Source organism: Bradyrhizobium nivariense (genome assembly GCF_029846695.2).
In the GTDB taxonomy this organism is placed as follows: domain Bacteria; phylum Pseudomonadota; class Alphaproteobacteria; order Rhizobiales; family Xanthobacteraceae; genus Bradyrhizobium.
In genome coordinates this window covers 1-25262 of the sequence record NZ_JARWCR020000088.1, presented here as the reverse complement: position 1 = coordinate 25262, position 25262 = coordinate 1, and the positions used below count along the sequence as shown (strand labels likewise).

The window sequence follows — 25262 nt, the reverse complement described above, 5'->3', positions numbered from 1 at the left end:
GCGGACCTCTCTAGTCTGCAAAACTGACGCCGGCCAATCGCTTGTTTCTGATTACATCCTGCCCGGGCGCGATGAATAGCCGACATCCGGCCAAGTCGCGGAGGAGAAACGTCGGTGGGGAGAAAGCGATCAGACGTCGAGATTGTGCAGGCACTGGCGGTTGCGCAGCACGATCTGGCGGGCACCAGAGAAGCCCAGAACGCCCTGGGCGTGGAGCTGGGACAACGCGCGCGACACGGTCTCCAGCGTAAGGCCCAGATAGTCGCCGATGTCGCGGCGGCACATCGGCAGCGCCATCATGCCGGCAACGGCGAGGCGGCGGTCCATTTCGAGCAGGAAGGTTGCGACGCGCTCCATCGCGGTCTTGCGACCCAAGAGCAGCATGTGGTCTTCGGCGTGGCGCAGCTCGCCGGCGGTCATCGCCCAGAGCTTGCGGGCAACCTGCACGTCGGTGCCTGCGGCCTTCTCGAGGCTGGAGCGCTTCACGAGCCGCACGGTGGTATCGATGATGGCTTCGGCGGCAAGACGATGCGTCTGGCTGGATTCGAGGCCGAACACGTCGCCGGGGAGGTGGAAGGCGCCGATCTGGCGGCGGCCGTCGGAGAGAAGCTTATAGCGGCGTACGGCGCCTGAAACGACCTGGTAGACATATTCGGCCGGCTCTTTCTCGCCGTAAATCTCCTCCTTCTTGCGATAGGAGAATTCGGTGGCGACGAGCCCGACATGGCCGGCGATCGCACCAAACTGGTCGAACACGGGATGGCCGGGAGCGATGTTGCGGCCCTTGATCTGGGTCTTGATCGTCTGGGTGTTGAGCGTTTGGGTCAGCATCTGCGCCATCTCCGTTGTGATGACGCCTGATACGCGGTATCCGGGGCTTCGAAAATTTCGAGCGATATCCTAAGGGGGTCTACCTACGTAGAAGTCCGTAGGTCAGTTCCCCGTGCCGATGCGGCGCCTGTCCTGGATGGCGCGGCGGATGCCCTTCACCAGATTTTCGTCGAGAAGCGGTTTCAAAACCACGTCTTTCACGCCGGCCGTCGCCGCCCGGGCCGAGATGTTCTCGTCAGGATAGCCGGTGATCAGGATCACGGGCGTGTCGCCGTCGACCTTGCGCAGCCGCCCAGCAAGCTCGATGCCGTTGATGCCGGGCATCTTGTAGTCGATCACGTAGCAATCCGCGCCAGGCGTGCCGCTCGCATTGAGCAGCGCCGTGGCGTTCCTGAAGGTCCGCACGGCAAAGCCGTCGGTTTCCAGCAGGAATCGCAGGGATCCGAGCACGGCGTCGTCGTCGTCGACCACATAAACCGTGGGTTTTGCAGAGGACGAGAGCTGCCGTTGGCGATGTTGCGAGCCGATCTCGATCATGCCGTTTGGCTAGCACAGCCAAAAGGGACGATCTTGACTTGCCTCAATCCCTTAGCATGCCGGCGCGCATCGCCAGCCGCACCAGTTCCGACAGGCTGTTGGCCTGCATCTTCGTCATCACATTGGCCCGGTACACTTCGATGGTGCGCGGGCTGATGTCGTATTCGCGGGCGATCAGCTTGTTGGAGAGACCTGCGACCAGCCCCTCCATGACCTGGTGCTCGCGCGGGCTTAACGAGGCGACACGGGCGGCGATGTCCTGCGCGATGGCCTCGCTCCTGGCCGCCGGCTCGGCTTCGCGGATCGCGGATTCGATCATGACGATGAGGCGGTCGTCCTCGAACGGCTTTTCCAGGAAATCGACCGCACCAAGCTTCATCGCCTCGACCGCAAGCGGCACGTCGCCGTGACCTGTCATGATCAGGATCGGAAACGGACTGTGCTGCGCCTTCATGCGCTTGAGAAGTTCGATCCCGTCGAGGCCCGGCATGCGGATGTCGGAGACGACGCAGCCGAAGGCGAGGCCGCGCAGGTCGTCGAGGAAGCCTTGCGCGCTCTCGAACAACGTGACGCCGAAGCCGGAGGCATCCAGCAGGAAGTTCAGCGAGTCCCGCATCGCCTCGTCGTCGTCGATGACGTAGACATGTCCCTTGGTCGTCATGGATCAGTTCTCGTCGGCTGCCGGAAGGGTGAAGCGGAATGTTGCGCCACCCGATGCGTTGCTCTCGGCCCACATGCGGCCGCCGTGAGCCTCGATGATCGAGCGGCTGATCGACAGTCCCACGCCCATGCCGGTCTCCTTGGTGGTGAAGAAGGTCTGAAACAGGTTTGGAATGACATCGCCCTGGAAGCCGGATCCGGTGTCGGACACCTCCACTTCGATCATATCGTCGGCGATGCGGGTGTTGGCGACCACGAGCTCGCGCCGCGGCGACTGCGCCATCGCTTCCAGCGCGTTGCGGAACAGATTGACCAGGACTTGCTGGATCTGCACGCGATCGGCGAGGACGAGATCGGCGCCAGGATCGAGATTGAAGTGGAGCTGCACGTTCTGCTCGCGGGCCCCGGCAAGCCCAAGTGCGCCGGCTTCCTCGATCAGCTTGGACAGGCCCTCGACCCGCTTTTCGGACTCGCCGCGGGAGACGAAGTCGCGCAAGCGCCGGATGATCTGGCCGGCGCGCAATGCCTGCTCGGCGGCGCGGTCCAGTGCGCTCTCGACCTTCGGCGTGTTCGGATCGTGGCTACCGGCGAGCAGCCGTCGCGAGCCCTTCATGTAATTGCTGATCGCCGCCAGAGGCTGGTTGAGCTCGTGGGCGAGGGCGGAGGCCATTTCGCCCATCGCGGTCAGCCGCGAGACATGGACGAGCTCGGACTGCAATTCCTGGAGCCGCGCCTGGGTCTGTTGATGCTCGGTGAGGTCGCGGATGAAGCCGGTGAAATAAGGCTCGCCGCCCGACTGCATCTCGCCGATCGACAGGTGCATCGGGAAGGTGGTTCCGTCGCGACGACTGCCGGTGACAATGCGGCCGATGCCGATGATGTGCGGATCGTGGGTGGAGCGGTAGCGGGCGATGTAGCCGTCATGGCGGGAGCGATCGGGCTCCGGCATCAGGATGCAGACGTTCTGGCCGATCGCCTCATGCTCGGACCAGCCGAACAGACGCTCGGCCGCGGTGCTGAACAGCCGGATGATGCCGTGGCCGTCGATGACGATCATGGCGTCGGGAATGGTCTGAAGGATCGAGCGGAGGTGGCTCTCGCGCGTGCGGAGCGCCTCCTCGACCTGCTTCTCCGCGTCGATGTCGAGCAAGATGCCGCTGAGATGGCGGGCGGCGCCGGCTTCGTCGCGAATGACGCCCGCCCGGGCACGAATCCAGTGTCCCGGGCCTGATGCACTGGCAAGTCTGAAGGATACGTCGAAGCCGCCGCCGCGCTCGCCGACGTGCTTGATCGCGCTCTCCACTTGCTCGCGGTCCGCGGGCCCGAGGCGCGAGAGAAGGAGATGGTAGCTTGCCGGTTGATCCCGTTCGATGCCAAGCAGCATTCTGGCCGTTTCCGACCACTCCAACTCGCCCGTCCTGAGGTCGAGATCCCAGGTGCCGACGCCAAAGCCTTCAATCCGGACCCGGAAATGCTCGCCGCGAGCGTCGTCTGGCGGATGCGTTACGCGGCTCGGCGACAAGCTATTGCTCCCATTCTCCCGCGGCGGGCCCCGTGCCACGAGGGTGGCGGCAATTTCGCCCAAGGCCGGGCCGGAGGCAAGTTCGGATGTCCGATTCCATTGGCGGATTTCTCGCAGCATGGTGCAAGGAAATTTGATCTATCTCATCCTGCCTTGCGTCGGTGCGGCTAGATTTCCACAGCAACGCACTGCCCGGAGGCTCCCGATGATATATGCGACCGTGACGGTCAGCCTCGCGCTCGATCAGCCCAACGAGGCGCGTCTTCAGGTCGCGGGTGAACTCGCCGAGCGATTCGAGGCGAGCATCGTCGGCGTTGCCGCGGCGCAGTTCACTCCGCCGCTCTATTTCGCTGACCGCGCCGAGGCGCAAGGGCTGATCGATCAGGAGCAGGCGTCCATCAGGAAACGTCTTGCCGATCTGAAGGCGCAATTCCGCGCCGGGACGAGGGCGCGCGGCGGACATGCGCAACGGCGCAGCGCCATGGATTTTCCCACGCGGTTTGTCCTGGCGCAGCTGCGGTGCGCCGAGATCGTCGTCAGTGGCGAGCACAGCCCGGCCTTTTCCGATGCCTTTTCGCTCGCAAGCCCGAAGGATCTGGTGATGCAGGCTGGCCGGCCGCTCCTGATCGTGCCCGACGGGGTCCATTGGCTCGATCTACGCAGCGTGCTCATAGCCTGGAAGGACACGCCCGAGGCACGGCGGGCGGTTGCCGATGCGCTGCCGATGCTGAAGGCGACGGACATCACCATCGTCGAGATTCCGGAACACGGTGACGGCGGCCAGGCCGCGATGGCGCGCATCACGGATGTTGCCGCCTGGCTTCGCCGCCACCGTCGTTGCGACCGCGCACTTCCCGGAAGCCGCGGGGAGCGAAACAGCCGCGCGCAATTGAAGAAGATCGCGGATGATGTCGGCGCCGGCCTGATCGTCGCAGGCGCCTACGGTCATTCGCGCTTCCGCGAGCTGATCTTCGGCGGCGTCACGCAGTACTTGGCGACGCAATCCGCCCGCTGCGTGTTGCTGTCGCGCTGATGGCCGGCAAACCCAGACGAATCGAGGAGGACGCGCCGTGTACAAGTTACTTGAGCAGACCGTCGACGGCTACATGACGCGTAACGTCCGGGCGGCCAAGCGCGATGTCGACCTACTCGAACTCAGCGAGATGTTCGAGCGCGACGATTTCAACAGCTATCCGGTCGAGGATGACGGTCAGGTCGTCGGCATCGTCACCAAATTCGACATCCTGAAGTGTTTTGCCTTCACGCCGAGCCAGATGCTGCCGCGCTATCATGATCTCATGAGCCGTAGGGTCGGCGACGTCATGACGCCGGAATTCATCTATGTCAGTCCCGAGACGCGGCTGACGCGCGTGCTCCAGATCATGGTCGAGCACCGTATCCGGAGCATCATCGTGCTCGACGGCGTCCAGAAGCTGGTTGGCATCATCGCCCGCGAGGACGTCATCGCGGCACTCAAGGCGACCGCGCGCGACTGACGAGGCGCCCGCAAGTTTCGCGATTGTTGGCTCCGTGATTTCACGGAAGCGGTGGTTGCCGCGCGCACTGCGCGGAACGCGAGCGGTTGATATCGATCTCCGATTAGCGACCGCTTTTTAAACTAACAGAAATTCACTCACCTTGATTTCAATCAAGTCCCCGCAGGGTTGAATGTGGTTTCTGGCGCTGTGTTCTTTCGAAAGAGAATCCGCGATGCCCCAGCCGTCCATCTCCAAATCCATGACAGCAGGCGAAAGTGGCCTGGCGTTCATCTTCGCGGTCGCTGCCTTCCTGTGCCTGGTTGCCTCGGCCAAGGCGCTCGACGCGCCCTTCGCCTTCCACGCCGGGCTGAGCGCGGCGGCGAGCCTGGCCGCCGTGTTCTTCATCATCAACCGCTATTTCGAGCGTCCGGCGGCGCTGCCGCCCGCGGAGATCCACGGCCGCCCCAACTACAACATGGGCCCGATCAAGTTCTCCTCGGTCATGGCGATGTTCTGGGGCATCGCGGGCTTCCTGGTCGGGCTCATCATTGCCTCGCAGCTGGCCTGGCCTGCACTGAACTTCGATCTGCCCTGGATTCAATTCGGCCGGCTGCGGCCGCTGCACACCTCCGCCGTGATCTTCGCCTTCGGCGGCAACGTCCTGATCGCGACATCCTTCTACGTCGTGCAGAAGTCCTGCCGCGCGCGGCTCGTCGGCGACCTCGCGCCATGGTTCGTCGTGGTCGGCTACAACTTCTTCATCCTGATTGCCGGCACCGGCTATCTGCTCGGCGTCACCCAGTCCAAGGAATATGCCGAGCCGGAATGGTACGCCGATCTCTGGCTGACCATCGTCTGGGTGACCTATCTGCTCGTGTTCCTCGGCACTGTCATCAGACGCAAGGAACCGCATATCTTCGTCGCGAACTGGTTCTATCTCGCCTTCATCGTGACGATCGCGGTCCTGCATCTCGGCAACAATCCCGCGCTGCCAGTCTCGGTGTTCGGGTCAAAATCCTACGTCGCCTGGGGCGGCATCCAGGACGCCATGTTCCAGTGGTGGTACGGCCATAACGCGGTCGGCTTCTTCCTGACCGCCGGCTTCCTCGCCATCATGTACTACTTCATCCCGAAGCGCGCCGAGCGGCCGATCTATTCCTACCGACTGTCGATCATCCACTTCTGGGCGCTGATCTTCCTCTACATCTGGGCCGGCCCGCACCATCTGCACTACACCGCACTGCCGGACTGGACGCAGACGCTGGGTATGACCTTCTCGATCATGCTGTGGATGCCCTCATGGGGCGGCATGATCAACGGCCTGATGACGCTGTCGGGTGCCTGGGACAAGCTGCGCACCGATCCGGTGCTGCGCATGCTTGTCGTCTCCGTCGCCTTCTACGGCATGTCGACCTTCGAGGGCCCGATGATGTCGATCAAGGTGGTCAACTCGCTCAGCCACTACACCGACTGGACCATCGGCCACGTGCATTCCGGCGCGCTCGGCTGGGTCGGCTTCGTCTCCTTCGGCGCGCTGTACTGCCTGGTGCCGTGGGCCTGGAATCGCAAGGAGCTGTACAGCCTGAAGCTCGTCAACTGGCACTTCTGGATCGCCACTCTCGGCATCGTTCTCTACATCTCGGCGATGTGGGTGTCCGGCATCCTCCAGGGCCTGATGTGGCGTGCCTACACCTCGCTCGGCTTCCTCGAATATTCCTTCATCGAGACGGTCGAGGCGATGCATCCCTTCTACATCATCCGTGCCGCCGGCGGCGCGCTGTTCCTGATCGGCGCGCTGATCATGGCCTTTAATCTCTGGATGACGGTTCGCGTCGGCGAACAGGAAGTCCAGATGCCCGTCGCTCTTCAGCCGGCGGAATGAGGAGTTTTCCATGTCGTTCTGGACACGCCACCAAATCTTCGAAAAGAACTCGATCATCCTGATCGTCGGCATCCTGCTGGTGATCGCGATCGGCGGTCTCGTCGAGATCACGCCGCTGTTCTATCTCAAGAGCACGATCGAGGCGGTCGACGGGATCAGGCCGTATACGCCGCTGGAGCTCGCCGGGCGCAACGTCTACATCCGCGAGGGCTGCTATCTCTGCCATTCGCAGATGATCCGGCCCTTGCGCGACGAGGTCGAGCGCTACGGCCACTTCTCGCTCGCCGCCGAGAGCATGTACGACCATCCGTTCCAGTGGGGCTCGAAGCGCACCGGTCCCGATCTTGCCCGCGTCGGCGCCAAATATTCCGACGACTGGCACGTCACCCATCTGACCAACCCGCGCGCAATCGTGCCGCAATCGGTGATGCCCGGCTACCCGTTCCTGAGCCAGACCGAGGTCGATCCGGACACGATCGCCGACCACATGCGCACGCTGCGGACCGTCGGCACGCCCTACACCGACGACCAGATCGCCAATGCGGGCGCCGACATGAAAGCCCAGGCCGATCCTGACAATGCCGGCTCCGACGCTTTCACCAAGCGCTACGCCAAGGCCGTGGTGCGCAACTTCGACGGCAAGGCCGGCACGCCGACCGAGATGGACGCGCTGATCGCCTATCTCCAGATGCTCGGCACGCTGGTCGACTTCAAGATCTACAACGAGAAAGCCAATCTTCGCTGAGAAGGCACAACGATGAAAGCCATCCTGACCCTCGACAATCTCGCCTCCGGTCTCGTGACCACGATCTGGACGCCGGTGTTCGTCGCGATCTTTCTCGCGATCATCGCCTACGCATTCTGGCCCCGTAACAAGGCAGCTTTCGACGAAGCGGCACACCTGCCGTTGCGGGAGGAGTAAGAGATCATGACCGATCATCATGGCGACATCGATCCCGTCTCCGGCAGGTCCACGACCGGACATGAGTGGGACGGCATCAAGGAGCTCAACACGCCGCTGCCGCGCTGGTGGGTAATCACCTTCTACCTCACCATCGTCTGGGCGGTCGGCTACTGGATCGTCTATCCGGCCTGGCCGCTGATCTCGAGCAATACCACGGGCCTGTTCGGCTACTCGACACGCGCCGACGTCGCGGTGGAGCTCGCCAATCTCGAGAAGATCCGCGGCGACAAGATGGTGGCGCTGGGGGCGGCCTCGCTCGCCGACATCGAGAAGGATCCGGCGCTGCTGGCGCTTGCCCGCGCCAAGGGCAAGACCGTGTTCGGCGACAATTGCGCGCCGTGCCACGGCTCTGGCGGCGCCGGCGCCAAGGGGTTTCCGAACCTGAACGACGACGACTGGCTGTGGGGCGGCACGCTCGACCAGATCATGCAGACCATCCAGTTCGGGGCGCGCTCCGGCCATGCCAAGACGCATGAAGGCCAGATGCTCGCATTCGGCAAGGACGGCGTGCTGAAGCCGGAGGAGATCGTCACGGCCGCCAACTATGTCCGGGCACTGTCGGGCCTTCCGACCCGCAAGGGCTATGACGCGGCCAAGGGCGAAAAGGTCTTCACTGAGAATTGCGTCGCCTGCCATGGCGACGGCGGCAAGGGCAACCCGGAGATGGGCGCCCCCAATTTGACCGACAAGATCTGGCTCTATGGTTCGGACGAGGCGACGCTGATCGAGACCATCAGCCAGGGCCGCGCCGGCGTGATGCCGGCCTGGGAAGGGCGGCTCGATCCGGCCACGATCAAGGCCATGGCGGTCTATGTCCACTCGCTGGGCGGCGGCAAGTAACTGAGGCGGACGGGGGCGGAGAAAAACGTCCCCGTTTGCGCTGGATCAACTGACGCGGCGGCGTCGGGTCTAGGTTTGATCGCACCTCTCGAGACGTTTCAAGCGATGAACAAGCCCGTGAACCCGAACGAACTCACATCGGACGACGATTACGGGCCGCTCTACGCCGCCCACAAGAAGATCTATCCCCAGAGCGTCTCCGGCACCTTCCGCCGGATCAAATGGGGCCTGATGGCGTTTTGTCTGGGCGTCTACTACTTCCTGCCGTTCGTGCGCTGGAACCGTGGCTTTGGCGCTCCCAGCCAGGCCGTGCTGATCGACCTTCCCAACAGCCGCTTCTATTTCTTCTTCATCGAGCTGTGGCCGCAGGAGGTCTACTACTTCACGGGCCTGTTGATTGTCGCCGCCGTAGCGCTGTTCCTGATGAACTCGGTCGGCGGCCGCATCTGGTGCGGCTATCTCTGCCCGCAGACGGTCTGGACCGACCTGTTCTATGCCGTCGAGCGTCTGGTCGAAGGCGACCGGCGCGAGCGGATGAAGAAGGACAAGTCGTCGGATCCGATGAAGCTCGAGCGCATCTCGGAGATCGTGCTCAAGCATTCGATCTGGCTCCTGATCGCGTGGTGGACCGGTGGCGCCTGGGTGCTCTATTTCAATGATGCGCCAACTCTGGTGAAGGAGCTTCTGACGTTCCAGGCGCCGATGGTCGCCTATGTCTGGATCGGCATCCTGACCGCGACGACCTACGTGCTCGCCGGCTACATGCGCGAGCAGGTCTGCACCTATATGTGTCCCTGGCCGCGGATCCAGGCCGCGCTCACCGACGAATGGGCGCTCAACGTCACCTACCGCTACGATCGCGGCGAGAAGCGCACGTCAGTGAAGAAGGCCGCCGAGCTGCGCGCGCTCGGGCAGCCAGCGGGCGACTGCGTCGACTGCTATCAATGCGTCGCGGTCTGCCCGACTGGCATCGACATCCGCAACGGGCCGCAGCTCGAATGCATCCAGTGCGGGCTTTGCATCGACGCGTGCGACAACGTGATGACGAAGATCGGCCGGCCGACCCGCCTGATCGGCTACGACAACGACATCAACATCCACCGCCGCCAGGAAGGCAAGGCGCCGGTCTATCGCATCGTGCGCGCTCGCACCGTCGTCTACAGCGCGATCATCGCAGCCGTCGGCGGCATCATGCTCTATACGCTCGCAACGCGCAGCCTGCTCGACGTCAACGTGCTGCACGATCGCAACCCGGTCGCGGTCAGGCTCAGCGACGGCTCGATCCGCAACGCATATACGGTCCGATTACTCAACAAGAGCGGCTACGACCGCGTCATCGCGATCGATGTCAACGGTCCGGTCAACGCCACGGTTCACGTCGTCGGCGTGGATTCGGTGACGCCGGATCGGCCGATGATCGTCATCCCGCGTGACACCACCAGCGAGCTTCGGCTGCTCGTCACCGCGCCCGCGGACGGCAATCCGGAGAAATCGATCCCAGTCCGCTTCCACGTCACCGATATCGGCCTCGGCGAGGCCGCTTCCGCCAGCGACAATTTCGTCTCTCCTTGAGAAAGTCCCGGAGTTCGCCATGGCATCCGCACCGAAGCCGCTGACCGGAACAAAAGTCTTGGTGATGCTGGTCGCCTTCTTCGGCGTTGTGATCGGCGTCAACGTGACCATGGCGAAGCTCGCGATCGCGACGCTGCCCGGCACGGATGTCGACAGCCCTTATGCGGCGGGTCTCAGCTACGACCGGGAGATCTCGGCGGCGCAGGATCAGACCGCGCGCAAATGGCAGGTCAATGCCCATATCGAGCGTCGAACTGACGGTGGCGCTACGCTCCAGCTCGAGGCACGCGATGCAGGCGGCCTTCCCATGAGCGGCGTGAAGTTCGGCGGCCGCCTGGAGCGGCCGACTGACAAGCGGGCCGATCTTTCGGTCGAACTCACTGAAGCCGGCATCGGCATCTATCGCGGCAATGCGGCTTCCATCGCGCCGGGCCAGTGGGACCTGGTGATCGAGGGCGAGGCGCGAGGCCAGCGCGTGTTCCTGTCGCGCAACCGTGTCATCCTGAACTGAAGGAATCGTCATGCGCGTCACGCGGGACTTTTCGCACTACGTCCGGGCCGCGGGCGATGGCGTCCAGCACATCGATCTCGCGGTCGAAGGCGTTCACTGCGCCGGCTGCATGGCCAAGATCGAGCGTGGACTATCCGCCATTCCCGATGTCATGCTGGCGCGTGTGAATCTCACCGACCGGCGCCTTGCGCTGGAATGGAAGCAGGGCACGATCGACCCGTCTCGCTTCATCGATCGCCTCGAGGAGCTCGGCTACAAGGCCTATCCCTACGAAACGGAAAGCGCGGAGGCGACCGAAGTCGCGGAATCACGATTCCTGCTGCGCTGCCTCGGCGTTGCCGCGTTCGCCACCATGAACGTGATGATGCTGTCGATCCCGGTCTGGTCGGGCAATGTCTCGGACATGCTGCCCGAGCAGCGCGACTTCTTCCACTGGCTGTCGGCGCTGATCGCACTTCCCGCGGCGGCCTATGCCGGGCAGCCGTTCTTCCGCTCGGCTTGGCGCGCGCTGTCGGCGAAGACCACCAACATGGACGTCCCGATCTCGATCGGCGTGATCCTCGCGCTCGGCATGTCCGTGGTCGAGACCATCCATCACGCCGAGCACGCCTATTTTGACGCGGCGATCATGCTGCTGACGTTCCTGCTGGTCGGCCGCTTCCTCGACCAGAACATGCGGCGGCGGACCCGCGCGGTCGCCGGCAACCTCGCCGCGCTGAAGGCGGAGACCGCGGCGAAATTCGTCGGAGCTGATGAGATTTCACAGGTGCCGGTGGCGGCGATCCATCCCGGCGACATCGTGCTGCTGCGGCCGGGCGAGCGCTGCGCGGTTGACGGCACCGTGATCGAGGGGCGCTCCGAGATCGACCAGAGCCTGATTACCGGCGAGACGCTCTATGTCATGGCCGAGCATGGCACGCCGGTCTATGCGGGCTCGATGAACATTTCGGGCACGCTGCGGGTGCGGGTCTCCGCGGCCGCCGCGGCGACGCTGCTCGCGGAAATCACGCGGCTGCTCGACAACGCGCTGCAGGCGCGCTCGCGCTACATGCGGCTCGCCGACCGCGCCTCGCGACTCTATGCGCCGGTGGTGCATGCCACCGCGCTCCTCACCATCCTCGGCTGGGTCATCGCCGGCGCTAGCTGGCACGATGCGATCGTGACAGGCGTTGCCGTCTTGATCATCACGTGTCCCTGCGCGCTCGGGCTCGCAATCCCGACGGTGCAGACCGTGACCTCGGGCGCGATGTTCAAATCGGGCGTGCTGCTCAATTCGGGCGACGCCATCGAACGGCTCGCCGAAGCCGATCATGTCATCTTCGACAAGACCGGCACGCTGACGCTGCCGGAGCTCGAAGTGACGAACGCAGCCGATATACCTGCCGACCTGTTCGAGCTCGCCGGCCGACTTGCGCTGTCGAGCCATCACCCGGTGGCTGCCGCGGTCGCGCAGTCCGCGGACGTCCGATCGCCGATCGTCGGTGCGATCGAGGAGGCAGGGCAGGGCGTGCGGGCAACCATCGACGGCATCGAGATTCGCCTTGGCCGTCCATCCTTCTGCGGCGCCGAGGCGGAGATCGGCGCCGGCGCCGATCTCGATCCGGAAGCCTCCATCGTGGGCTTCAGCAAGGGAAACGAAAGAGTCATCCTCTCGGTGCGTCAGGGTCTGCGCCCGGATGCCCAGGCCGTGATCGCGGCACTGAAAGCACGCAATATCGGCATCGAGATTCTCTCCGGCGACCGCGAGCCGGCGGTGAGGGCTGCGGCCCATGCTCTTGGCATTCCCGAGTGGCGCGCCGGCGTCACGCCTGCCGACAAGGTCGCGCGGATCGAGGAGCTGAAGCAGCGCGGCGCAAAAGTGCTGATGGTCGGTGACGGCATGAACGATGCGCCCTCGCTTGCGGCAGCGCACGTCTCGATGTCGCCGATCTCGGCTGCCCATCTCAGCCAGGCGACGGCCGATTTCGTCTTCCTCGGCCGGCCGCTGGCTCCGGTCGTCGCGGCGATCGACTCCTCGCGCCAAGCGCTGCGCCTGATGCGGCAAAACCTCTGGCTTGCGATCGGCTATAATGTCCTTGCCGTGCCGGTCGCGATCAGCGGCGTGGTGACACCCCTGATCGCTGCGGCAGCCATGAGCGGATCGTCAGTTCTGGTCATGCTGAATTCGCTGCGCGCACGCCGCGCGTCGCGGGAGATCGCGTGATGGAAATCCTGGTCATCCTGGTGCCGCTGGCGCTGATGCTCGGCCTTGCGGGCCTCGTCGCGTTCCTTTGGTCGCTTCGGAGCGGCCAGTATGACGACCTCGACGGCGCCGCCTGGCGGGCGATCGCCGAGGACCAGCCGCCCGAGGAGGCGCAGGGCTAGCATTACAGTTGGTGCGCCGGGAGACCGGCAAGGAGTAGCAACCATTAAATCGTGGCCCTGTGTCGCGCGTTTCAGATCGTCGACACCTGCCATGATGACGCCGTGCTCGCGTCCGTCAAGGCGTGGCCTGGGGCCGGATCGCATGAGGTTTCTAGCAAGCGACGGCCATCCTTGACGGACGCTGCGCGCGACGTCACGAGGGGGCGTAGGTCGGGACGAAGAAACACGTCCCGGTCGAACTAAGAGACAGAGAATGATCCCATCGGCGGTTCGCCGTACCACGGCGTGCCGCGAGCCACCACTGTGTTGGCGAAGATGAGCATCTTCCTGGCGCAGGCAACGAGCGCGCGCTTGTGTTCCTTTCCGGCTGCAGTCAGCCGTTGGTAGAGCTTGATGAGCTGCGGGTTCCATCGAAAAGACGCGGCCAGTGAAGCGGTATAAAGGGCGCGACGCAGCCGCTTTCGTCCTCCCTCGATATGCCGAACACCGACCTGGTCGCCGCTATCGTCGTCATAGGGCGCAAGGCCGGCGAGAGCGACAGCTTGCTCCCGCGTGATCTGACCGATCTCAGGCAGGCGCACCAGGATGGCAACGGCGGTCGGCAGCCCGATGCCGTCGACGCTGTTGATCAGCGCAAGCCTCTTGGCAAGGTCAGGATGCTTGCGGATCGAAGCGACCAGATCCTTGAGTGCGGCCTTCTCACGCTGCTCCAGGCGAGCGATATCCTCGTGCCAGAGCTTGTTAATCCCCGCATTGCGGCAGCTCTCGATCCTGTTCTTGAGGCGCGCGATATCCTCACCGATCTGATCAATCATGGTCAATTGCTCGGCGAATGGCAGCAACCGGGGATCGGGAGCGGCATGGATCTTCCGCACCGCTGCCGTGCAGGCTGCGATAAGAGCGGCATCGATCTTATCGTTCTTGGCCCGCTGCAAGTGGAATTTAGCATAGGCCCGGACCTGAGCCGGCTGAAACACCACAACCACAAACCGCTTGCGCCGCAACTCGGCGACGACGGGCTGTTCGTAACCGCCGCTTGCTTCGATGCCAATGCGTTTGACGTGGTGCCGTCGCAGCCACACCAGCAAAGCCTCGTGACCTTTTGACGTGTTCTCCACCTGCAGCTGCTCGCGGCAACCATCGATCGCCACATCAAGCTTCCGTTTGCCGGTATCGACCCCGGCACAGGTCGTGGTATGCTTGGTCATCTTCGTCGATCCCTCCCTTGTTATGCGAACCTTAAGTTCGTTCAACCATTCGGGTCCCGATGAAGTGCCGATCGCGATCTCGCTACGTCAGACAGCCCATAAGGCTTCGGTGGGTATCGATCCGATCGAACGGCGACCCAGCTCGGGCGGCCACCCGGGCTGGGCCATTCCTCACGGAACGGCTCAATATAAGCGATCGGGCTAATACAAGGTGGTGGAAGTCCACTACGATGAAGGAGTAGCGATCCACGTCGGCCCCGAGCCGTGCGTAGGCATCCGTGAGGGTGTCGGCGAAGCGTCGGCAGGGGAGTGCATAGGCCAGCCATTGAGCCGCGAAAGAATGTTTTCCCGAGAGCCGACGCTGTCAACTGAGCGGAAGGCAACACGAAGGGGTGCGATATCGCGAGCGCCCAGTCGTTTCGGCGTGGTCGCAGACCCTGGCATGTGCAGAAGCTTCTTGTATGGGAACCGGGAGCTCTCTCGGTCGGCCAGATGCTCACTGAGCAGCCTGGTCCGCGGCGGGAAGGCGAGGAGCCATAGCCGCCGATGAACGATCAGGAGAAGTCTGACTCGGCCATAGTAGCTACGAAGTCGCCGAATAAAGCCGGAGCTCCGGTGGCAGAGGCGATGGAGCCAAGGGCTGGGACCAAGGGGAACGTGGGACAGCAAAGCACGCACCGGACGCAGAGCCGGGCTCGTGTGACCCAGGCGCTGGACCGCGTACGGCAAGCTGCAAAGCTTGGGAAGAAAGAGCGGTTCACGGCGCTTCTCCACCATATCAACACTGACACGCTCCGTTTGGCGTTCTACGCGCTCAAGCGCAAAGCAGCCCCCGGCGTGGACGGTGTGACATGGCAGGACTACGAGGCCGACCTTGAGCCCCGGCTCAGGGAACTGCACGAACGGGTCCACCGGGGAGCGTACCGGCCGCAACCGTCACGCCGGACGTACATACCGAAGGCGGATGGGAAGCAGCGGCCGCTGGCGATCGCGGCTCTGGAAGACAAAATCGTCCAGGGCGCGACCGTCATGGTGCTTAACGCCATCTACGAAGGCGACTTCGTCGGCTTCTCCTATGGGTTTCGACCCGGCCGGGGGCCACACGATGCGTTGGACGCCCTGACGGTAGCGATTACCACGCGGAAGGTGAACTGGATACTTGACGCCGACGTGCAAAACTTCTTCGGAAGTGTGAGCCAAGACTGGCTAGTCCAGTTTTTGGAGCACCGCATCGGTGACAAGCGCATCATCCGCCTGATCCGTAAATGGCTGAGGGCGGGCATCCTCGAAGACGGGGTCGTAACCGTGGACGACAGGGGCACGGGGCAAGGATCGGTGATTTCGCCGCTGCTCGCCAACGTTTACCTGCACTACTGCTTCGATCTTTGGGCCGAACGCTGGCGACGGCAGGAGGCTCACGGCGATATGATTATCGTGCGCTATGCGGATGATCTGGTGGCCGGCTTCGAGCATGAGGACGACGCTCGTCGCTTCCTTGATGCGATGCGTGAACGGGTTGAGGCATTCGCGTTGACGCTCCATTCGGACAAGACCCGCCTGATTGAGTTCGGTCGCTATGCGGCGACCAATCGCAAGACACGAGGGCTCGGCAAACCGGAGACCTTCATGTTTCTGGGCTTCATCCACATCTGCGGTAAGTCACGCCGGGGGAACTTCCTGCTCGAAAGGAAGACCCGTCGCGACCGTCTGCGGACGAAGCTTCAGGACATCAAGGCAGAGCTGCGGCGTCGAATGCACCAACCGATCCCCGTCCAGGGTAAATGGCTGAGACAGGTCATCTCCGGCCACTTCGCCTACTATGCGGTTCCTGCAAACGGGCGGGCGCTCTCAGCGTTCCGCTATTACGTGACCGACCTCTGGCGGCGAACGCTTCGGCGCCGCAGCCAACGAGGCGGCTTCACTTGGGATCGTATGACGAAGTTGGCGGATGACTGGCTTCCTCAACCCCGTATCCTCCATCCATGGCCGCAACAGCGTTTCGCCGTCACACACCCAAGGTAGGAGTCGGATGCCTTAATTGGGCTCGTCCGGATCTGTGCGGGGGGCGCTCAGCAATGAGCGTCCCTACCGCGAACCCTTTCTGAAGATTTCTGAATCCATGGGCAACCATGATTCGAAGATCGTGGACGCAGGCAGCTTCGATTGAAGAGACGCTTGCGTTGTGGGCGGCGTCGCTTCGCGAGATCAAGAAGCGGATACGCCCGTTGTTCGGGCAAGAGCGTGTTGCGAAGAATGCAGGCTTGTTTCTGGAAGGTCTGCTTGGAGACGAGCAACGCAAGACCGGTTGGATGCGCGGAGGCAGCTGGCGATCCTGGCCCATGGCGGCAACAGGCAATCCTGGGTTGCAGGGACTGGGATGCTGATGCTCTGCGCGATATCGTCCGCGATTATGTCATCGAGCATCTGGCGGACCCTGAAGCGGTCCTGGTGATCGACGAGACCGGTTTTCTCAAACAGGGCAAGGCGTCGTGCGGAGTGGCGCGGCAATACACTGGTTCGGCGGGCAAGATCACGAACTGCCAGATCGGCGTCTTCGCAGCCTACGTTTCGCGCCACGGTCATGCTTTCATCGACCGCGCGCTGTTCTTCCGAAGGAATGGACCGACGATCCAGAGCGCCTGGAAGCCGCATACGTGCCCCCCGATACGGGCTTTGCGACCAAGCCGAAGCTTGCGACGAGAATGATCGCACGCGGCGATAGCCGCGGCTGTCCCATTCGAGTGGGTTGCTGGCGACACCGTCTACGGTGTCGGCGACATCGAACAGCAACTACGCCAGGCGGGCAAAGGCTATGTGCTCGGAGTCAGCAGCGCTCATGTGTTCCGATCCTGGGGCAAGCGACGATTAGTCTCCGGCACCGCCGCGGACATCGCCTCGATGCGGCGTCCGTCCGACTGGAAACGCCTGTCAGCAGGGGACGGAACCAAAGGACCGAGGCTGCACGATTGGTGCTATCTCGAACTGGCCGATCTCGATGCCGGGCAGTTCAACAGCGCAAATGACGGCCTGTGGACACGCGGTCTTCTGATCCGTCGCCGCATCGCCGACGGCGATCTCGCCTTCTTCACCACCTGGTGCCCGGCAGGAACAGCCATCGAAAGCTGGTGGCAGTCGAAGGCCATCGTTGGGCGATCGAGGACAGTTTTGAGACCGCCAAAAACGAGTTCGGGCTCGATCACAATGAGAGCCGTTCCTGGCATGGCTGGCATCGCCACGTGTCAATGGTAATGCTCGCCTTCGCCATGATGGCGGTGATCCGCCATCATGCCAACTCGTCGAACAGTTCAAGCAACGCACGCTCGGGCGATGAGACGATCAGCGGCCATTCGCTCTCACCCCATATCTGCTTGAATGGGCCTGCCTGGAGTTCATCGGCGGCGGCGCCGGTATTGCTCTGGACATTCCAGGCGAAGTTCTTGAGCCCCTTCGTCACCGGATCGGCTTTGAAGAGCGTTGTGCTCTTGCGGAATGTGAAGCGCTCTTTGAGCGGAAGCTTGAAGAGCCATCCGGGCGTAGCATCGGGACCGTACAGATAAACGACGGTCGGCCCCTGAGCCCGGAGGTAGTGCGAAAAGCCTTGCAGTTCGAGCGCTGTTCGCCCTCCGACGATCAGGGGGCGCGCAAGCAGTGTCTGAAGCGATATGACGGCCTTCTGCCATGTCAGGGTGCCAAGCGGACGCTTGAAAGTCCCACGCGTCGGCTGAACCAGCCAGCCAGCCGAGACATATTGGCTGCGCAGACCTGTCGAATAGCCATGCTTCGTCATCCACCCGGCATCGACCAAGAGGCCTTCCGGGAGGGTATGTTCGAGGAGGTTTAGTTTCGTCCAGAAAGCTCAGTCATGATTAGCAATATAGCATTATTTGAAACCAAAGGGTAAGTTTATAGATTGACGAATTTGCTAAGCCTGACTATGCAGAAAACTCATAATTAAAACTTAGCGGTTTGCGCCACCCGTCGAATTTCCGGCTGAGGATCTCTCTCATGCCTGCCGCAACCGCTTAGCCGTCCAGCGACCCAATGAAAGAAACCGCTAGGCTTCTGCTGCGACATCGTGGAATCAGCATTGATGTTTTCGTAGTGGCCAAACGTGTTGATCTTCGCTGTTTTAAGGCGGCTTTCTGGGAAAAGCTTCATACTGAAAAGGGCAGTGGCGTTCAGGTGTTGCGTGTATTCGTAGGGCATCCGCTTTCGCACCGGATACACTATAATGCAGTCAACCAACTTCCGGAAAGCGATGCGCGTTTCGATCGCCTTGGGATTTATCTTGAGCGCGGTGGCCAGTCTCTTAGCCTCCGAACGGTATCGGCTAGCAAACTTCGGATGATCGAACGGATCACGTTTTCGCCGCCACAGCCCAGCAACCGCTCCTCGACAGTTTCCCGTTCTTCGTCGAATTCATCTATCCGCTTGAGCAGCTCATCCGGCTTGCGACGGCTGTTTGCGATCGCATGTGACAAGCGTTCGATCTCAGTATTCAGCACACGGCGCCGACGCTCCAGGTTGGAGCGTTTGCTGTCCTTTCGCTGATCGCTCTTCCGCTCCTCCTTCCAGGCACGCATCGCCTCTTCAATGGCCTTCGGCGAAAGCAATCTTACTTCCATTTTGTCGGCGATATCCTTCAATAGAATATTCATAGCAAAGCTGCGGGTATGTTCACAGGTGCCTCGCTGATGCGCGCTGGCGCATGCGGCGCGCGGCCCGCTATTCGGAGAGGATTGAGCGATTCGCATGTGGCCGTTGCAGACGCCGCACCGAAGGACTCCGGCAAGCGGGTGCTCGTTGTTACGCGGGACCACGAGTCGGCGCCGCGGCTTTCCGGTCGGCCCGAACATATGGATGGCGCGCTCACTGCGAATCTTCTGTGCACGATTCCAGAGCTCTTGCGGAATGATCCGCAGCTCGGCGTTATTGACGACGATGTGGCGTTCTGGATTGCGGCGCGTTTGCTTCTTCTGCGTTTCCGGATTGAGGATTGTTGAGCGAAGGTTCCAATGTATCTCGCATACAGGTCGTTGCTGATAATGCCGCGACCATTGCGACCGCCAGTGATGGACTAATGATTCCAGGTGGTGCGACCAGCCTTGTTCTTATGACGAGTGGCCCCAGGAGAGGGCACGCCTTCACGGGTGAGATCGGCGGCGATATCTTGCGTTGAACGGCCCGACGTATACTCAATGAAGATACGACGCACGATCTTCGCTTCGCTCTCATCGATGATCCGCTCGCCAGGCGTGCCCTGCCTTGGCCGATACCCATAGGCGTATGAGCCGGGAATTCGTCCGTTGGCGACAGCATTATCATGCCCGCGCCGAACCTTGTCGGCGAGCTGCGGCTTGTGATCGTATTGTAGAGACTTGCGATGCTGATATCAGTTGCGGTCGCGTAAACGCCTTTCTGATCCATCAGTTCAATGCGGTTGAACTCAAACACCTGTTTCAGGCGCTGGATAGTTGCGGGATCTCGCGATAAGCGGTCGAAATGTTCAACGATGATCACGTCAAAATCATGCTTTCGCACACCATTGAGCAATCGCTGATACCCGTCGCGCGCATCTTCGGTAAGGCCAGACTTTGCAGCGTCGACAAATTCGCCAACGAAATCGAGGTCATTGCGTGCGGCGACCTTGGGCGCCCGTCGTTCTCAACGTGGGATTCGATACGACAGGCATGCCGCTCGGTCACGACGGCTACTTGAAACTGTGGGCTCTCAGCAGTCACGCGATTGCCGCCGACTTCATTCTTCTCGACGAGGCGCAGGACACCAATCCGGTTGTGCTCGACGTGCTACGGAAGCAGCCGGCCCAAATGATCTATGTGGGCGACAAGTACCAGCAAATCTACGAGTGGCGCGGCGCGGTGAACGCGATGGAGAAAATCGAGACCCAGGCTGATCCTCTTCGCCGGGGTGGTGTGGAGGTTCCGGCCCAACATAGCGACAATGAAGCTGCGGTCTGCCTGCGTCGAAAAGGCTGACTATAAGGCTGTTTTTGCCGGGATGACGCGGTGCTCGAAGTTCTCGGGGCATGATCAATCGGTCGGAGTGCCGGCCGAGCTTCCAAAGTTCGACGCTATCAAGGCGGACCTCGACAAGCTTAGTCAGTTTGTTGCCGCTGCAGACGGCCGCCGTAAAACGCTCGAAAAGGAGGGCAAGGCATTCGAGGAGGGGCCGATGGCCGCAGATATCCTCTAGACCTTCTGCAAAAAGGTCTTTCGAGCGCGCACGCGCATGACCTGCTCTTGTTTCCTCCTATTGCTGTGGCGGTCCATGCTGCCGCGACCGACGTACAATCGCATTTGCGCTTTTGCGGCAATGCAGGAGGCACCAACCGCTTTCGACGCCCGTAGCGCTTGAGCTTCCTCGCCCTCGGTGCGGCCTTGCCCGGTTGACCGTCATACGCACCCGCGAGACGTTCTTAGCAGTTTGTTTGATCGAGCTGACCTTCTCGTTGGCGCTGCCAACGCGGCCGTAAAGGTCGCGCGAATAGGCCGGCAGTGCGTGCCGGCAAGGCATCCACCCGTATCCCAAAGACGGGAGCCCTCGGGCGGAGCCTCCTTGCCTGCCCGCTCGGTCCTGCCGGTCTCGAATTCTCCCGACCAGCCGCGATGGCGCAGCCGATAACCAACGGGAGAAACTCAAATGCTCAACGACACCCAAACCGATAAAATCCGCAGCCTTAACGACAGTTTCCGGCGCAACCTGTCATTGGCGGTACCGTCCTGCTTACCCCGGGGCGTGACCTGCCTCGAACCGGATCGTCTGGCCGAGTTGCTCGAAGCGGTGCGCAGGTTCGACAGCTTCACGCGGGATAACGATCCGCACGGCGAGCACGACTTCGGCGCCATTGACGGGAATCCCGAAGGTGCTGCGGTTCGCGCTGGAAGGGACGTAGAAATCTACGCTTGTTTACGCTATAGCCCTCCAACGCCCCAATGAAATCAAGGCGCTGTGTTGCGATTTCGGCAAGCCAGAGTTCTCTGACTGGACGTTGTCGTAACAGATAAACGTGCTGATGTTCCCTGTTTTGAGACAGTTTTCTGGGAAAAGCTGCGTGCTGAAAAGCGCTGCGGCGTTCAAGTACGGTGTGTATTCCTAGGGCATCCGCTTGCGCACCGGATGCACTATAATGCAGTCGACCAAGTTACGGAAAGCGACACGAGTCTCGATCGCCTTCGGATTTGTCTTGAGCGCGGTGACCAGTCTCTTTGCCTCCGAACAATATCGGTCACCAAACCTCGGATGATCGAACGGGATCACGTTTTCGCCACCGTTGCCGAGCAACCGCAGGCGCTCCTCGATAGTTTCCCGCTCCGCGTCACATTCATCTATCCGCTTGACCAACTCATCCGGCTTGCGACGGCTGTTTGCGATCGCATATGACAAGCGTTCGATCTCAGTGTTCAGCACATGGCGCCGACGCTCTAGGTTATAGCGTTCGCTGTTCTTTTGCTGATCGCTCTTCCGCTCCTCCTTCCAGGCACGCATCGCCTCTTCAATGGCTTTCGGAGAAAGCAATCTTACTTCCATTTTCTCCGCAACATCCTTCAGTAGAACGTCCATATCAAAGCTGCGGGTATGCTCGCAGGTGCTTCGCTGATGCGCGTTGGCGCATGCGGCGCGTGGTCCGCCATTCCGGGAGGATTGAGCGATTCGCATATGGCCATTGCAAACGCCGCACCGAAGGACTCCTGCAAGTGGATGCTCGTTGTTGCGCGGGACCACGGGGCGGCGCCGCGGCTTGCCGGTCGGTCCGAACATGTGGATAGCGCGCTCACTGCGAACCTTCTGCGCTCTATCCCAGAGCGCTTGGGGAACGATCCGCAGCTCGGCGTTTTTGACAATGATGTGGCGTTCTTCCGGATTGCGGCGCTTCTGCTTCTTCTGCGTTTCCGGATTGAGAATTGTTGAGCGAACATTCCAATGTATTTCGCCGATATACAGTTCGTTGCCCATAATGCCGCGACCATGGCGGCCGCCAGTGATGCACTGATGATTCCAGGTGGTACGACCAGCCTTGTTCTTATGACGAGTGGCCCCAGGCGAGGGCACGCCTTCGCGGGTGAGATCGGCGGCGATATCTCGCGTTGAACGGCCCGACGTATACTCGATGAAGATACGGCGTACGATCTTCGCTTCGCTCTCATCGATCATCCGCTCGCCAGGCGCGCCCGGCCTCGGCCGATAACCATAGGCGTATGAGCCGGGAATTCTTCCGTTGCTGACAGCGTTATCGTGCCCGCGCCGAACCTTGTCGGCGAGCTGTGGCTTGTAGATCGTATTGTAGAGACTTGCGATGCTGATGTCAGTCGCCGTCGCATAAACACCTTTCTGATCCATCAGCTCAACGCGGTTGAACTCAAACACCTGCTTGAGCCGCTGGATTGTGGCGGGGTCGCGCGACAAGCGGTCGAAATGCTCGACGATGATCACGTCGAAGTCTTGCTTTCGCACACCTTCGAGCAAACGTTGATAGCCATCGCGCTTGTCTTCGGTAAGGCCAGACTTTGCAGCGTCGCTAAATTCACCAACGACATCGAGGCTATTGCGTACGGCGACCTTCCGGCAGAGTAATAGCTGACCATCAATCGAGGTCACTTTTTGCATGTCGCTCGAGTAGCGGGCGTATATCGCGGCCCTCTTTTTTTGTGATGGTGTCGCCATCCCGTTCCCCTATCGACTGCCCCGAAACGCCTTGTTCATCCCGCGCAAGCTGCCGTCCAATGGCACGCGCCAGCTCAAGCCAAATTTCCTCATTATTGGGATTGTCCCAACTTTGCAGGTGAGAAGGATCAAGCGGTCGCATGATCGCCTTTTGGCCCCGAGGCGATCGGATTCGGGTACGCATTACAGCAAAGCCTTCACAAGCTACCGTAATTTTCCAGCGCGCGCTATGGATAGGCGAGGCGTTGAAAGTGAGCACCTGTATCATCTGCCCTCGCTTGATTGTCCGGTTTCGTCGGAAGGCCTGACCGCGCTCGAGATGCAAAACTATTCGGCCGTGCAATTATTTATCGAGCGTGCTTCGGACAATTTGGCTGAATTCGCGATCGGAGACGCAGAAGCACCAATCGTTGCAGAGATTTGCGCCAAGCTGGACGGTATCCCGCTGGCAATCGAGTTGGCCGCGGCTTATGTTGGAACGCTCGGGTTGCGTGGAGTCGTATTGCGTCTCAATGACCGCTTGCGTCTCCTCTCGCCGCGACGCAATGCGGTCATCGAACGTCACCAGACGATGCTCGCAACTCACGATTGGAGCTATGCTCTTCTCGATAAATCCGAGCAATCAATTCTGCGTCGGCTCGCTTGTTTCACCGGAAGCTTCACGATGGAAGCGGCGAGCGTGGTTGCCGCAGGAGACGGCATAGAGCCGTCGGAGGTCGTCGATCACGTCGCAAGCCTTATCGCGAAATCTCTCGTTTCCGCTGATGTCGGAGGTGTCGTTGCGCGTTACAGGCTGCTCGAAACCACACGCGCATACGCGTTGGAAAAGCTGCGTGACGGGGCTGAACTGGATCGAGTGGCCATACGTCACGCCACTTACTTCGCGGAGCTTTTGGATCGCGCCTGGTCCGAGAAGATTCGGCTGTTTGAAGAAGGAGGGTATGCCAGCATCGGTGATCAACTCGGCAACGTGCGCGCAGCGCTCCAATGGATATTCTCACCGTCGGGCAATGCCGCTCTGGCGGCAAAACTTGCCGCGGGCGCCGGCTTATATTTTGTCGAACTTGGTTTGATGACGGAAGCGCGAGACTGGGTCGGGCGCACACTTCAGAACTTGGATGATATCCATCGAAACACCCGGCATGAAATGATGCTCCAATACGCTTACGCGTATTCGATGGCGATCACGCGCGGAAGCTTCGACGATGGGAACCGCGCCGTGCTTAGATCCATAGAACTCGCTACCTCCCTTGAAGATCACGATCTACAAATTCGAGTGCTCGGCGGTTATCACATGTTTCTGAGCAGAAGCGGAGATAACAGAGCGGCGATGCGCATCGCCCTCCGTGCAAGAGATGTGGCGAAGCAAACAAAGGATCCTGATGCCATCGCAATGGCCGATGCGATGCTAAGCCGCTCCTATTATTACGCTGGAGATCAGGAGAAAGCCGAAGCTTGCTGCCGATCGGCCTTCCAAAAGGCGCCACTCGAACGCAAGATAAATACAATCAGGTTTGGTAACGACCAAAGGGTTCGCGCATTGGCAAGCGAAGCCGGCATCCTTTGGCTCGTCGGTCGTCCCAAACAGGCTGAGGCATCCGTCCACAAGCTCATGGAACTCTCCGGGCGGCTCGGCGATCCAATTGCAGGAGTTAGTGCGGGATATGCTGCTTCAATTGTTGCCATGCAATGCGGCAATTGGAGTTGGGCAAGCGAGCTTATCGCGCAGTTAGGAACGGTCGCACGAGAACACGCAGTTGCGCCGTTTCCTGTCTTGGCCGCTTCGTTAGAGGCCGAGCTCTCTTTCCGTACGAAGGCGTCGGACACTACAAACCGCTTTTTGACCCTCATGGATAGCTTTGAGGCTGTCCGATCATCCCGTTATAATCCGGCTTACCATAGTATCGCAGTGATCGAGGCGCTAACTCGTGAAGGTCTCGATAAGGATGCCAAAGATTTGCTCGACGAGCTGGTCGTTGAAATGAAGCAAAAAGGGCAGTTACTGTATCTCCCTGAATTCCTTCGTCTTGAGGGCGATATCCTGGCGGCCAGAGGCGGCAGGTTCGAAGACGAGGCGGTGGCTGCCTATCAACATGCGATCCAGCTTGCTCGCGAGCAATCTGCCCTCGCCTGGGAATTGCGAGCCGCGACTAGTCTGGCCCTGCTTTATCGTAGTTGGGATCCGCAGAAAGCCAGTTCGATTTTGTTGCC

25 protein-coding genes and 2 pseudogenes are annotated in these 25262 nt (G+C 61.3%); 16 read left to right on the top strand and 11 right to left on the bottom strand.

The annotated features are described in order from the left end of the window. Positions 1-129: 129 nt before the first annotated feature. The 4 genes from QCM77_RS40550 to fixL all read right to left on the bottom strand — a co-directional run bounded on the left by QCM77_RS40550 (position 130) and on the right by fixL (position 3550). On the bottom strand, positions 130-831 hold the full coding sequence (locus QCM77_RS40550) for a helix-turn-helix domain-containing protein (RefSeq protein WP_280096543.1): 702 nt from the start codon (positions 829-831) through the stop codon (positions 130-132). Positions 832-933: 102 nt separating this feature from the next. Further along, positions 934-1368: a response regulator gene (locus QCM77_RS40545; protein ID WP_148756501.1), complete on the bottom strand. Its 435-nt coding sequence runs from the start codon at positions 1366-1368 to the stop codon at positions 934-936. Between the two features lie 43 nt (positions 1369-1411). After that, complete coding sequence (gene fixJ, locus QCM77_RS40540) at positions 1412-2029, bottom strand: response regulator FixJ (RefSeq protein ID WP_280096542.1); 618 nt, start codon at positions 2027-2029, stop codon at positions 1412-1414. Between the two features lie 3 nt (positions 2030-2032). Beyond that, a complete protein-coding gene (gene fixL, locus QCM77_RS40535; protein WP_280096541.1) occupies positions 2033-3550 on the bottom strand; it encodes a sensor protein FixL in 1518 nt (505 codons plus the stop codon). Between the two features lie 205 nt (positions 3551-3755). Here fixL and QCM77_RS40530 point away from each other — a divergent pair, with 205 nt between their 5' ends. From QCM77_RS40530 to ccoS, 10 genes are all read left to right on the top strand, one after another. Next, positions 3756-4583: a universal stress protein gene (locus QCM77_RS40530; protein ID WP_280096540.1), complete on the top strand. Its 828-nt coding sequence runs from the start codon at positions 3756-3758 to the stop codon at positions 4581-4583. 37 nt (positions 4584-4620) lie between these two features. Then, complete coding sequence (locus QCM77_RS40525) at positions 4621-5046, top strand: CBS domain-containing protein (RefSeq protein WP_280096539.1); 426 nt, start codon at positions 4621-4623, stop codon at positions 5044-5046. Positions 5047-5260: 214 nt separating this feature from the next. Further along, positions 5261-6910: a cytochrome-c oxidase, cbb3-type subunit I gene (gene ccoN, locus QCM77_RS40520; protein WP_280096538.1), complete on the top strand. Its 1650-nt coding sequence runs from the start codon at positions 5261-5263 to the stop codon at positions 6908-6910. Positions 6911-6920: 10 nt separating this feature from the next. Next, the gene (ccoO, locus tag QCM77_RS40515) at positions 6921-7655 is read left to right on the top strand and encodes a cytochrome-c oxidase, cbb3-type subunit II (protein ID WP_007594017.1); all 735 of its coding nucleotides are present in this window, start codon (positions 6921-6923) and stop codon (positions 7653-7655) included. Positions 7656-7667: 12 nt separating this feature from the next. Further along, complete coding sequence (locus QCM77_RS40510; protein ID WP_015687703.1) at positions 7668-7832, top strand: CcoQ/FixQ family Cbb3-type cytochrome c oxidase assembly chaperone; 165 nt, start codon at positions 7668-7670, stop codon at positions 7830-7832. Positions 7833-7838: 6 nt separating this feature from the next. Beyond that, the gene (gene ccoP, locus QCM77_RS40505; protein WP_280096537.1) at positions 7839-8714 is read left to right on the top strand and encodes a cytochrome-c oxidase, cbb3-type subunit III; all 876 of its coding nucleotides are present in this window, start codon (positions 7839-7841) and stop codon (positions 8712-8714) included. A gap of 105 nt (positions 8715-8819) precedes the next feature. Next, positions 8820-10286, top strand: a complete 1467-nt coding sequence (gene ccoG / locus QCM77_RS40500; RefSeq protein ID WP_280096536.1) for a cytochrome c oxidase accessory protein CcoG — start codon at positions 8820-8822, stop codon at positions 10284-10286. A gap of 19 nt (positions 10287-10305) precedes the next feature. Continuing rightward, the gene (locus QCM77_RS40495) at positions 10306-10797 is read left to right on the top strand and encodes a FixH family protein (RefSeq protein WP_280096535.1); all 492 of its coding nucleotides are present in this window, start codon (positions 10306-10308) and stop codon (positions 10795-10797) included. A gap of 10 nt (positions 10798-10807) precedes the next feature. Then, positions 10808-13000, top strand: coding sequence for a cation-translocating P-type ATPase (locus tag QCM77_RS40490; protein ID WP_280096534.1), 2193 nt, complete (start codon positions 10808-10810; stop codon positions 12998-13000). Beyond that, positions 13000-13161, top strand: a complete 162-nt coding sequence (gene ccoS / locus QCM77_RS40485) for a cbb3-type cytochrome oxidase assembly protein CcoS (RefSeq protein WP_280096533.1) — start codon at positions 13000-13002, stop codon at positions 13159-13161. Before QCM77_RS40490 ends, ccoS begins: the two co-directional genes overlap by 1 nt. A gap of 239 nt (positions 13162-13400) precedes the next feature. Here ccoS and QCM77_RS40480 read toward each other — a convergent pair whose 3' ends face one another. Continuing rightward, the gene (locus QCM77_RS40480) at positions 13401-14369 is read right to left on the bottom strand and encodes an IS110 family RNA-guided transposase (RefSeq protein ID WP_280096532.1); all 969 of its coding nucleotides are present in this window, start codon (positions 14367-14369) and stop codon (positions 13401-13403) included. 546 nt (positions 14370-14915) lie between these two features. Here QCM77_RS40480 and ltrA point away from each other — a divergent pair. Both ltrA and QCM77_RS40470 read left to right on the top strand, forming a co-directional pair. Further along, positions 14916-16391 (top strand): group II intron reverse transcriptase/maturase, encoded by a 1476-nt coding sequence (gene ltrA / locus QCM77_RS40475; protein ID WP_280096531.1) that lies wholly within the window; start codon positions 14916-14918, stop codon positions 16389-16391. 107 nt (positions 16392-16498) lie between these two features. Further along, positions 16499-17665 (top strand): annotated as a pseudogene (locus tag QCM77_RS40470) (IS701 family transposase); the annotation flags it as partial. Here QCM77_RS40470 and QCM77_RS40465 read toward each other — a convergent pair. The 5 genes and pseudogenes from QCM77_RS40465 to QCM77_RS40445 form a co-directional block, all read right to left on the bottom strand. Next, complete coding sequence (locus tag QCM77_RS40465; RefSeq protein ID WP_462804390.1) at positions 17653-18156, bottom strand: AbiEi antitoxin N-terminal domain-containing protein; 504 nt, start codon at positions 18154-18156, stop codon at positions 17653-17655. The pseudogene QCM77_RS40470 and the gene QCM77_RS40465 overlap by 13 nt on opposite strands. A gap of 164 nt (positions 18157-18320) precedes the next feature. After that, positions 18321-18575 (bottom strand): hypothetical protein, encoded by a 255-nt coding sequence (locus QCM77_RS40460; protein ID WP_280096530.1) that lies wholly within the window; start codon positions 18573-18575, stop codon positions 18321-18323. Between the two features lie 77 nt (positions 18576-18652). Continuing rightward, a complete protein-coding gene (locus QCM77_RS40455) occupies positions 18653-19312 on the bottom strand; it encodes a recombinase zinc beta ribbon domain-containing protein (protein ID WP_511337225.1) in 660 nt (219 codons plus the stop codon). Positions 19313-19446: 134 nt separating this feature from the next. Further along, positions 19447-19584, bottom strand: coding sequence for a recombinase family protein (locus QCM77_RS40450; protein ID WP_280096528.1), 138 nt, complete (start codon positions 19582-19584; stop codon positions 19447-19449). A 233-nt stretch (positions 19585-19817) separates the two neighbouring features. Then, positions 19818-19958 (bottom strand): annotated as a pseudogene (locus QCM77_RS40445) (recombinase family protein); the annotation flags it as partial. 101 nt (positions 19959-20059) lie between these two features. On the opposite strand from QCM77_RS40445, the gene QCM77_RS40440 reads away from it, so the two are divergent. The 3 genes from QCM77_RS40440 to QCM77_RS40430 all read left to right on the top strand — a co-directional run bounded on the left by QCM77_RS40440 (position 20060) and on the right by QCM77_RS40430 (position 21326). After that, positions 20060-20365, top strand: a complete 306-nt coding sequence (locus tag QCM77_RS40440; RefSeq protein WP_280096527.1) for a UvrD-helicase domain-containing protein — start codon at positions 20060-20062, stop codon at positions 20363-20365. Continuing rightward, a complete protein-coding gene (locus tag QCM77_RS40435) occupies positions 20331-20582 on the top strand; it encodes a hypothetical protein (protein WP_280096526.1) in 252 nt (83 codons plus the stop codon). The genes QCM77_RS40440 and QCM77_RS40435 overlap by 35 nt, the downstream gene beginning before the upstream one ends. 447 nt (positions 20583-21029) lie before the next feature. Further along, positions 21030-21326: a DUF3768 domain-containing protein gene (locus tag QCM77_RS40430; RefSeq protein ID WP_280096525.1), complete on the top strand. Its 297-nt coding sequence runs from the start codon at positions 21030-21032 to the stop codon at positions 21324-21326. Positions 21327-21482: 156 nt separating this feature from the next. Here the strand turns inward: QCM77_RS40430 and QCM77_RS40425 are convergent, their stop codons facing one another. After that, on the bottom strand, positions 21483-23051 hold the full coding sequence (locus tag QCM77_RS40425) for a recombinase family protein (protein WP_280096524.1): 1569 nt from the start codon (positions 23049-23051) through the stop codon (positions 21483-21485). A 31-nt stretch (positions 23052-23082) separates the two neighbouring features. Between QCM77_RS40425 and QCM77_RS40420 the strand changes: the two genes are divergently transcribed. Continuing rightward, positions 23083-25262: ATP-binding protein (locus QCM77_RS40420; protein WP_280096523.1), on the top strand; the 2180-nt coding region annotated here is incomplete at its 3' end.

What these genes read in the sequence shown, in the direction of transcription:
- ccoS (WP_280096533.1), top strand. Translation starts at nt 13,000, where the DNA reads ATGGAAATCCTGGTCATCCTGGTGCCGCTGGCGCTGATGCTCGGCCTT.
- QCM77_RS40495 (WP_280096535.1), top strand. Translation starts at nt 10,306, where the DNA reads ATGGCATCCGCACCGAAGCCGCTGACCGGAACAAAAGTCTTGGTGATG.
- QCM77_RS40530 (WP_280096540.1), top strand. Translation starts at nt 3,756, where the DNA reads ATGATATATGCGACCGTGACGGTCAGCCTCGCGCTCGATCAGCCCAAC.
- ccoO (WP_007594017.1), top strand. Translation starts at nt 6,921, where the DNA reads ATGTCGTTCTGGACACGCCACCAAATCTTCGAAAAGAACTCGATCATC.
- QCM77_RS40460 (WP_280096530.1), bottom strand. Translation starts at nt 18,575, where the DNA reads ATGCCCTACGAATACACGCAACACCTGAACGCCACTGCCCTTTTCAGT.
- QCM77_RS40430 (WP_280096525.1), top strand. Translation starts at nt 21,030, where the DNA reads ATGCTCAACGACACCCAAACCGATAAAATCCGCAGCCTTAACGACAGT.
- QCM77_RS40480 (WP_280096532.1), bottom strand. Translation starts at nt 14,369, where the DNA reads ATGACCAAGCATACCACGACCTGTGCCGGGGTCGATACCGGCAAACGG.
- ccoP (WP_280096537.1), top strand. Translation starts at nt 7,839, where the DNA reads ATGACCGATCATCATGGCGACATCGATCCCGTCTCCGGCAGGTCCACG.
- QCM77_RS40510 (WP_015687703.1), top strand. Translation starts at nt 7,668, where the DNA reads ATGAAAGCCATCCTGACCCTCGACAATCTCGCCTCCGGTCTCGTGACC.
- ccoN (WP_280096538.1), top strand. Translation starts at nt 5,261, where the DNA reads ATGCCCCAGCCGTCCATCTCCAAATCCATGACAGCAGGCGAAAGTGGC.
- QCM77_RS40440 (WP_280096527.1), top strand. Translation starts at nt 20,060, where the DNA reads ATGCCGCTCGGTCACGACGGCTACTTGAAACTGTGGGCTCTCAGCAGT.
- ltrA (WP_280096531.1), top strand. Translation starts at nt 14,916, where the DNA reads ATGAACGATCAGGAGAAGTCTGACTCGGCCATAGTAGCTACGAAGTCG.
- fixJ (WP_280096542.1), bottom strand. Translation starts at nt 2,029, where the DNA reads ATGACGACCAAGGGACATGTCTACGTCATCGACGACGACGAGGCGATG.
- QCM77_RS40545 (WP_148756501.1), bottom strand. Translation starts at nt 1,368, where the DNA reads ATGATCGAGATCGGCTCGCAACATCGCCAACGGCAGCTCTCGTCCTCT.
- ccoG (WP_280096536.1), top strand. Translation starts at nt 8,820, where the DNA reads ATGAACAAGCCCGTGAACCCGAACGAACTCACATCGGACGACGATTAC.
- QCM77_RS40550 (WP_280096543.1), bottom strand. Translation starts at nt 831, where the DNA reads ATGCTGACCCAAACGCTCAACACCCAGACGATCAAGACCCAGATCAAG.
- QCM77_RS40490 (WP_280096534.1), top strand. Translation starts at nt 10,808, where the DNA reads ATGCGCGTCACGCGGGACTTTTCGCACTACGTCCGGGCCGCGGGCGAT.
- QCM77_RS40425 (WP_280096524.1), bottom strand. Translation starts at nt 23,051, where the DNA reads ATGGCGACACCATCACAAAAAAAGAGGGCCGCGATATACGCCCGCTAC.
- QCM77_RS40435 (WP_280096526.1), top strand. Translation starts at nt 20,331, where the DNA reads ATGAAGCTGCGGTCTGCCTGCGTCGAAAAGGCTGACTATAAGGCTGTT.
- QCM77_RS40465 (WP_462804390.1), bottom strand. Translation starts at nt 18,156, where the DNA reads ATGACGAAGCATGGCTATTCGACAGGTCTGCGCAGCCAATATGTCTCG.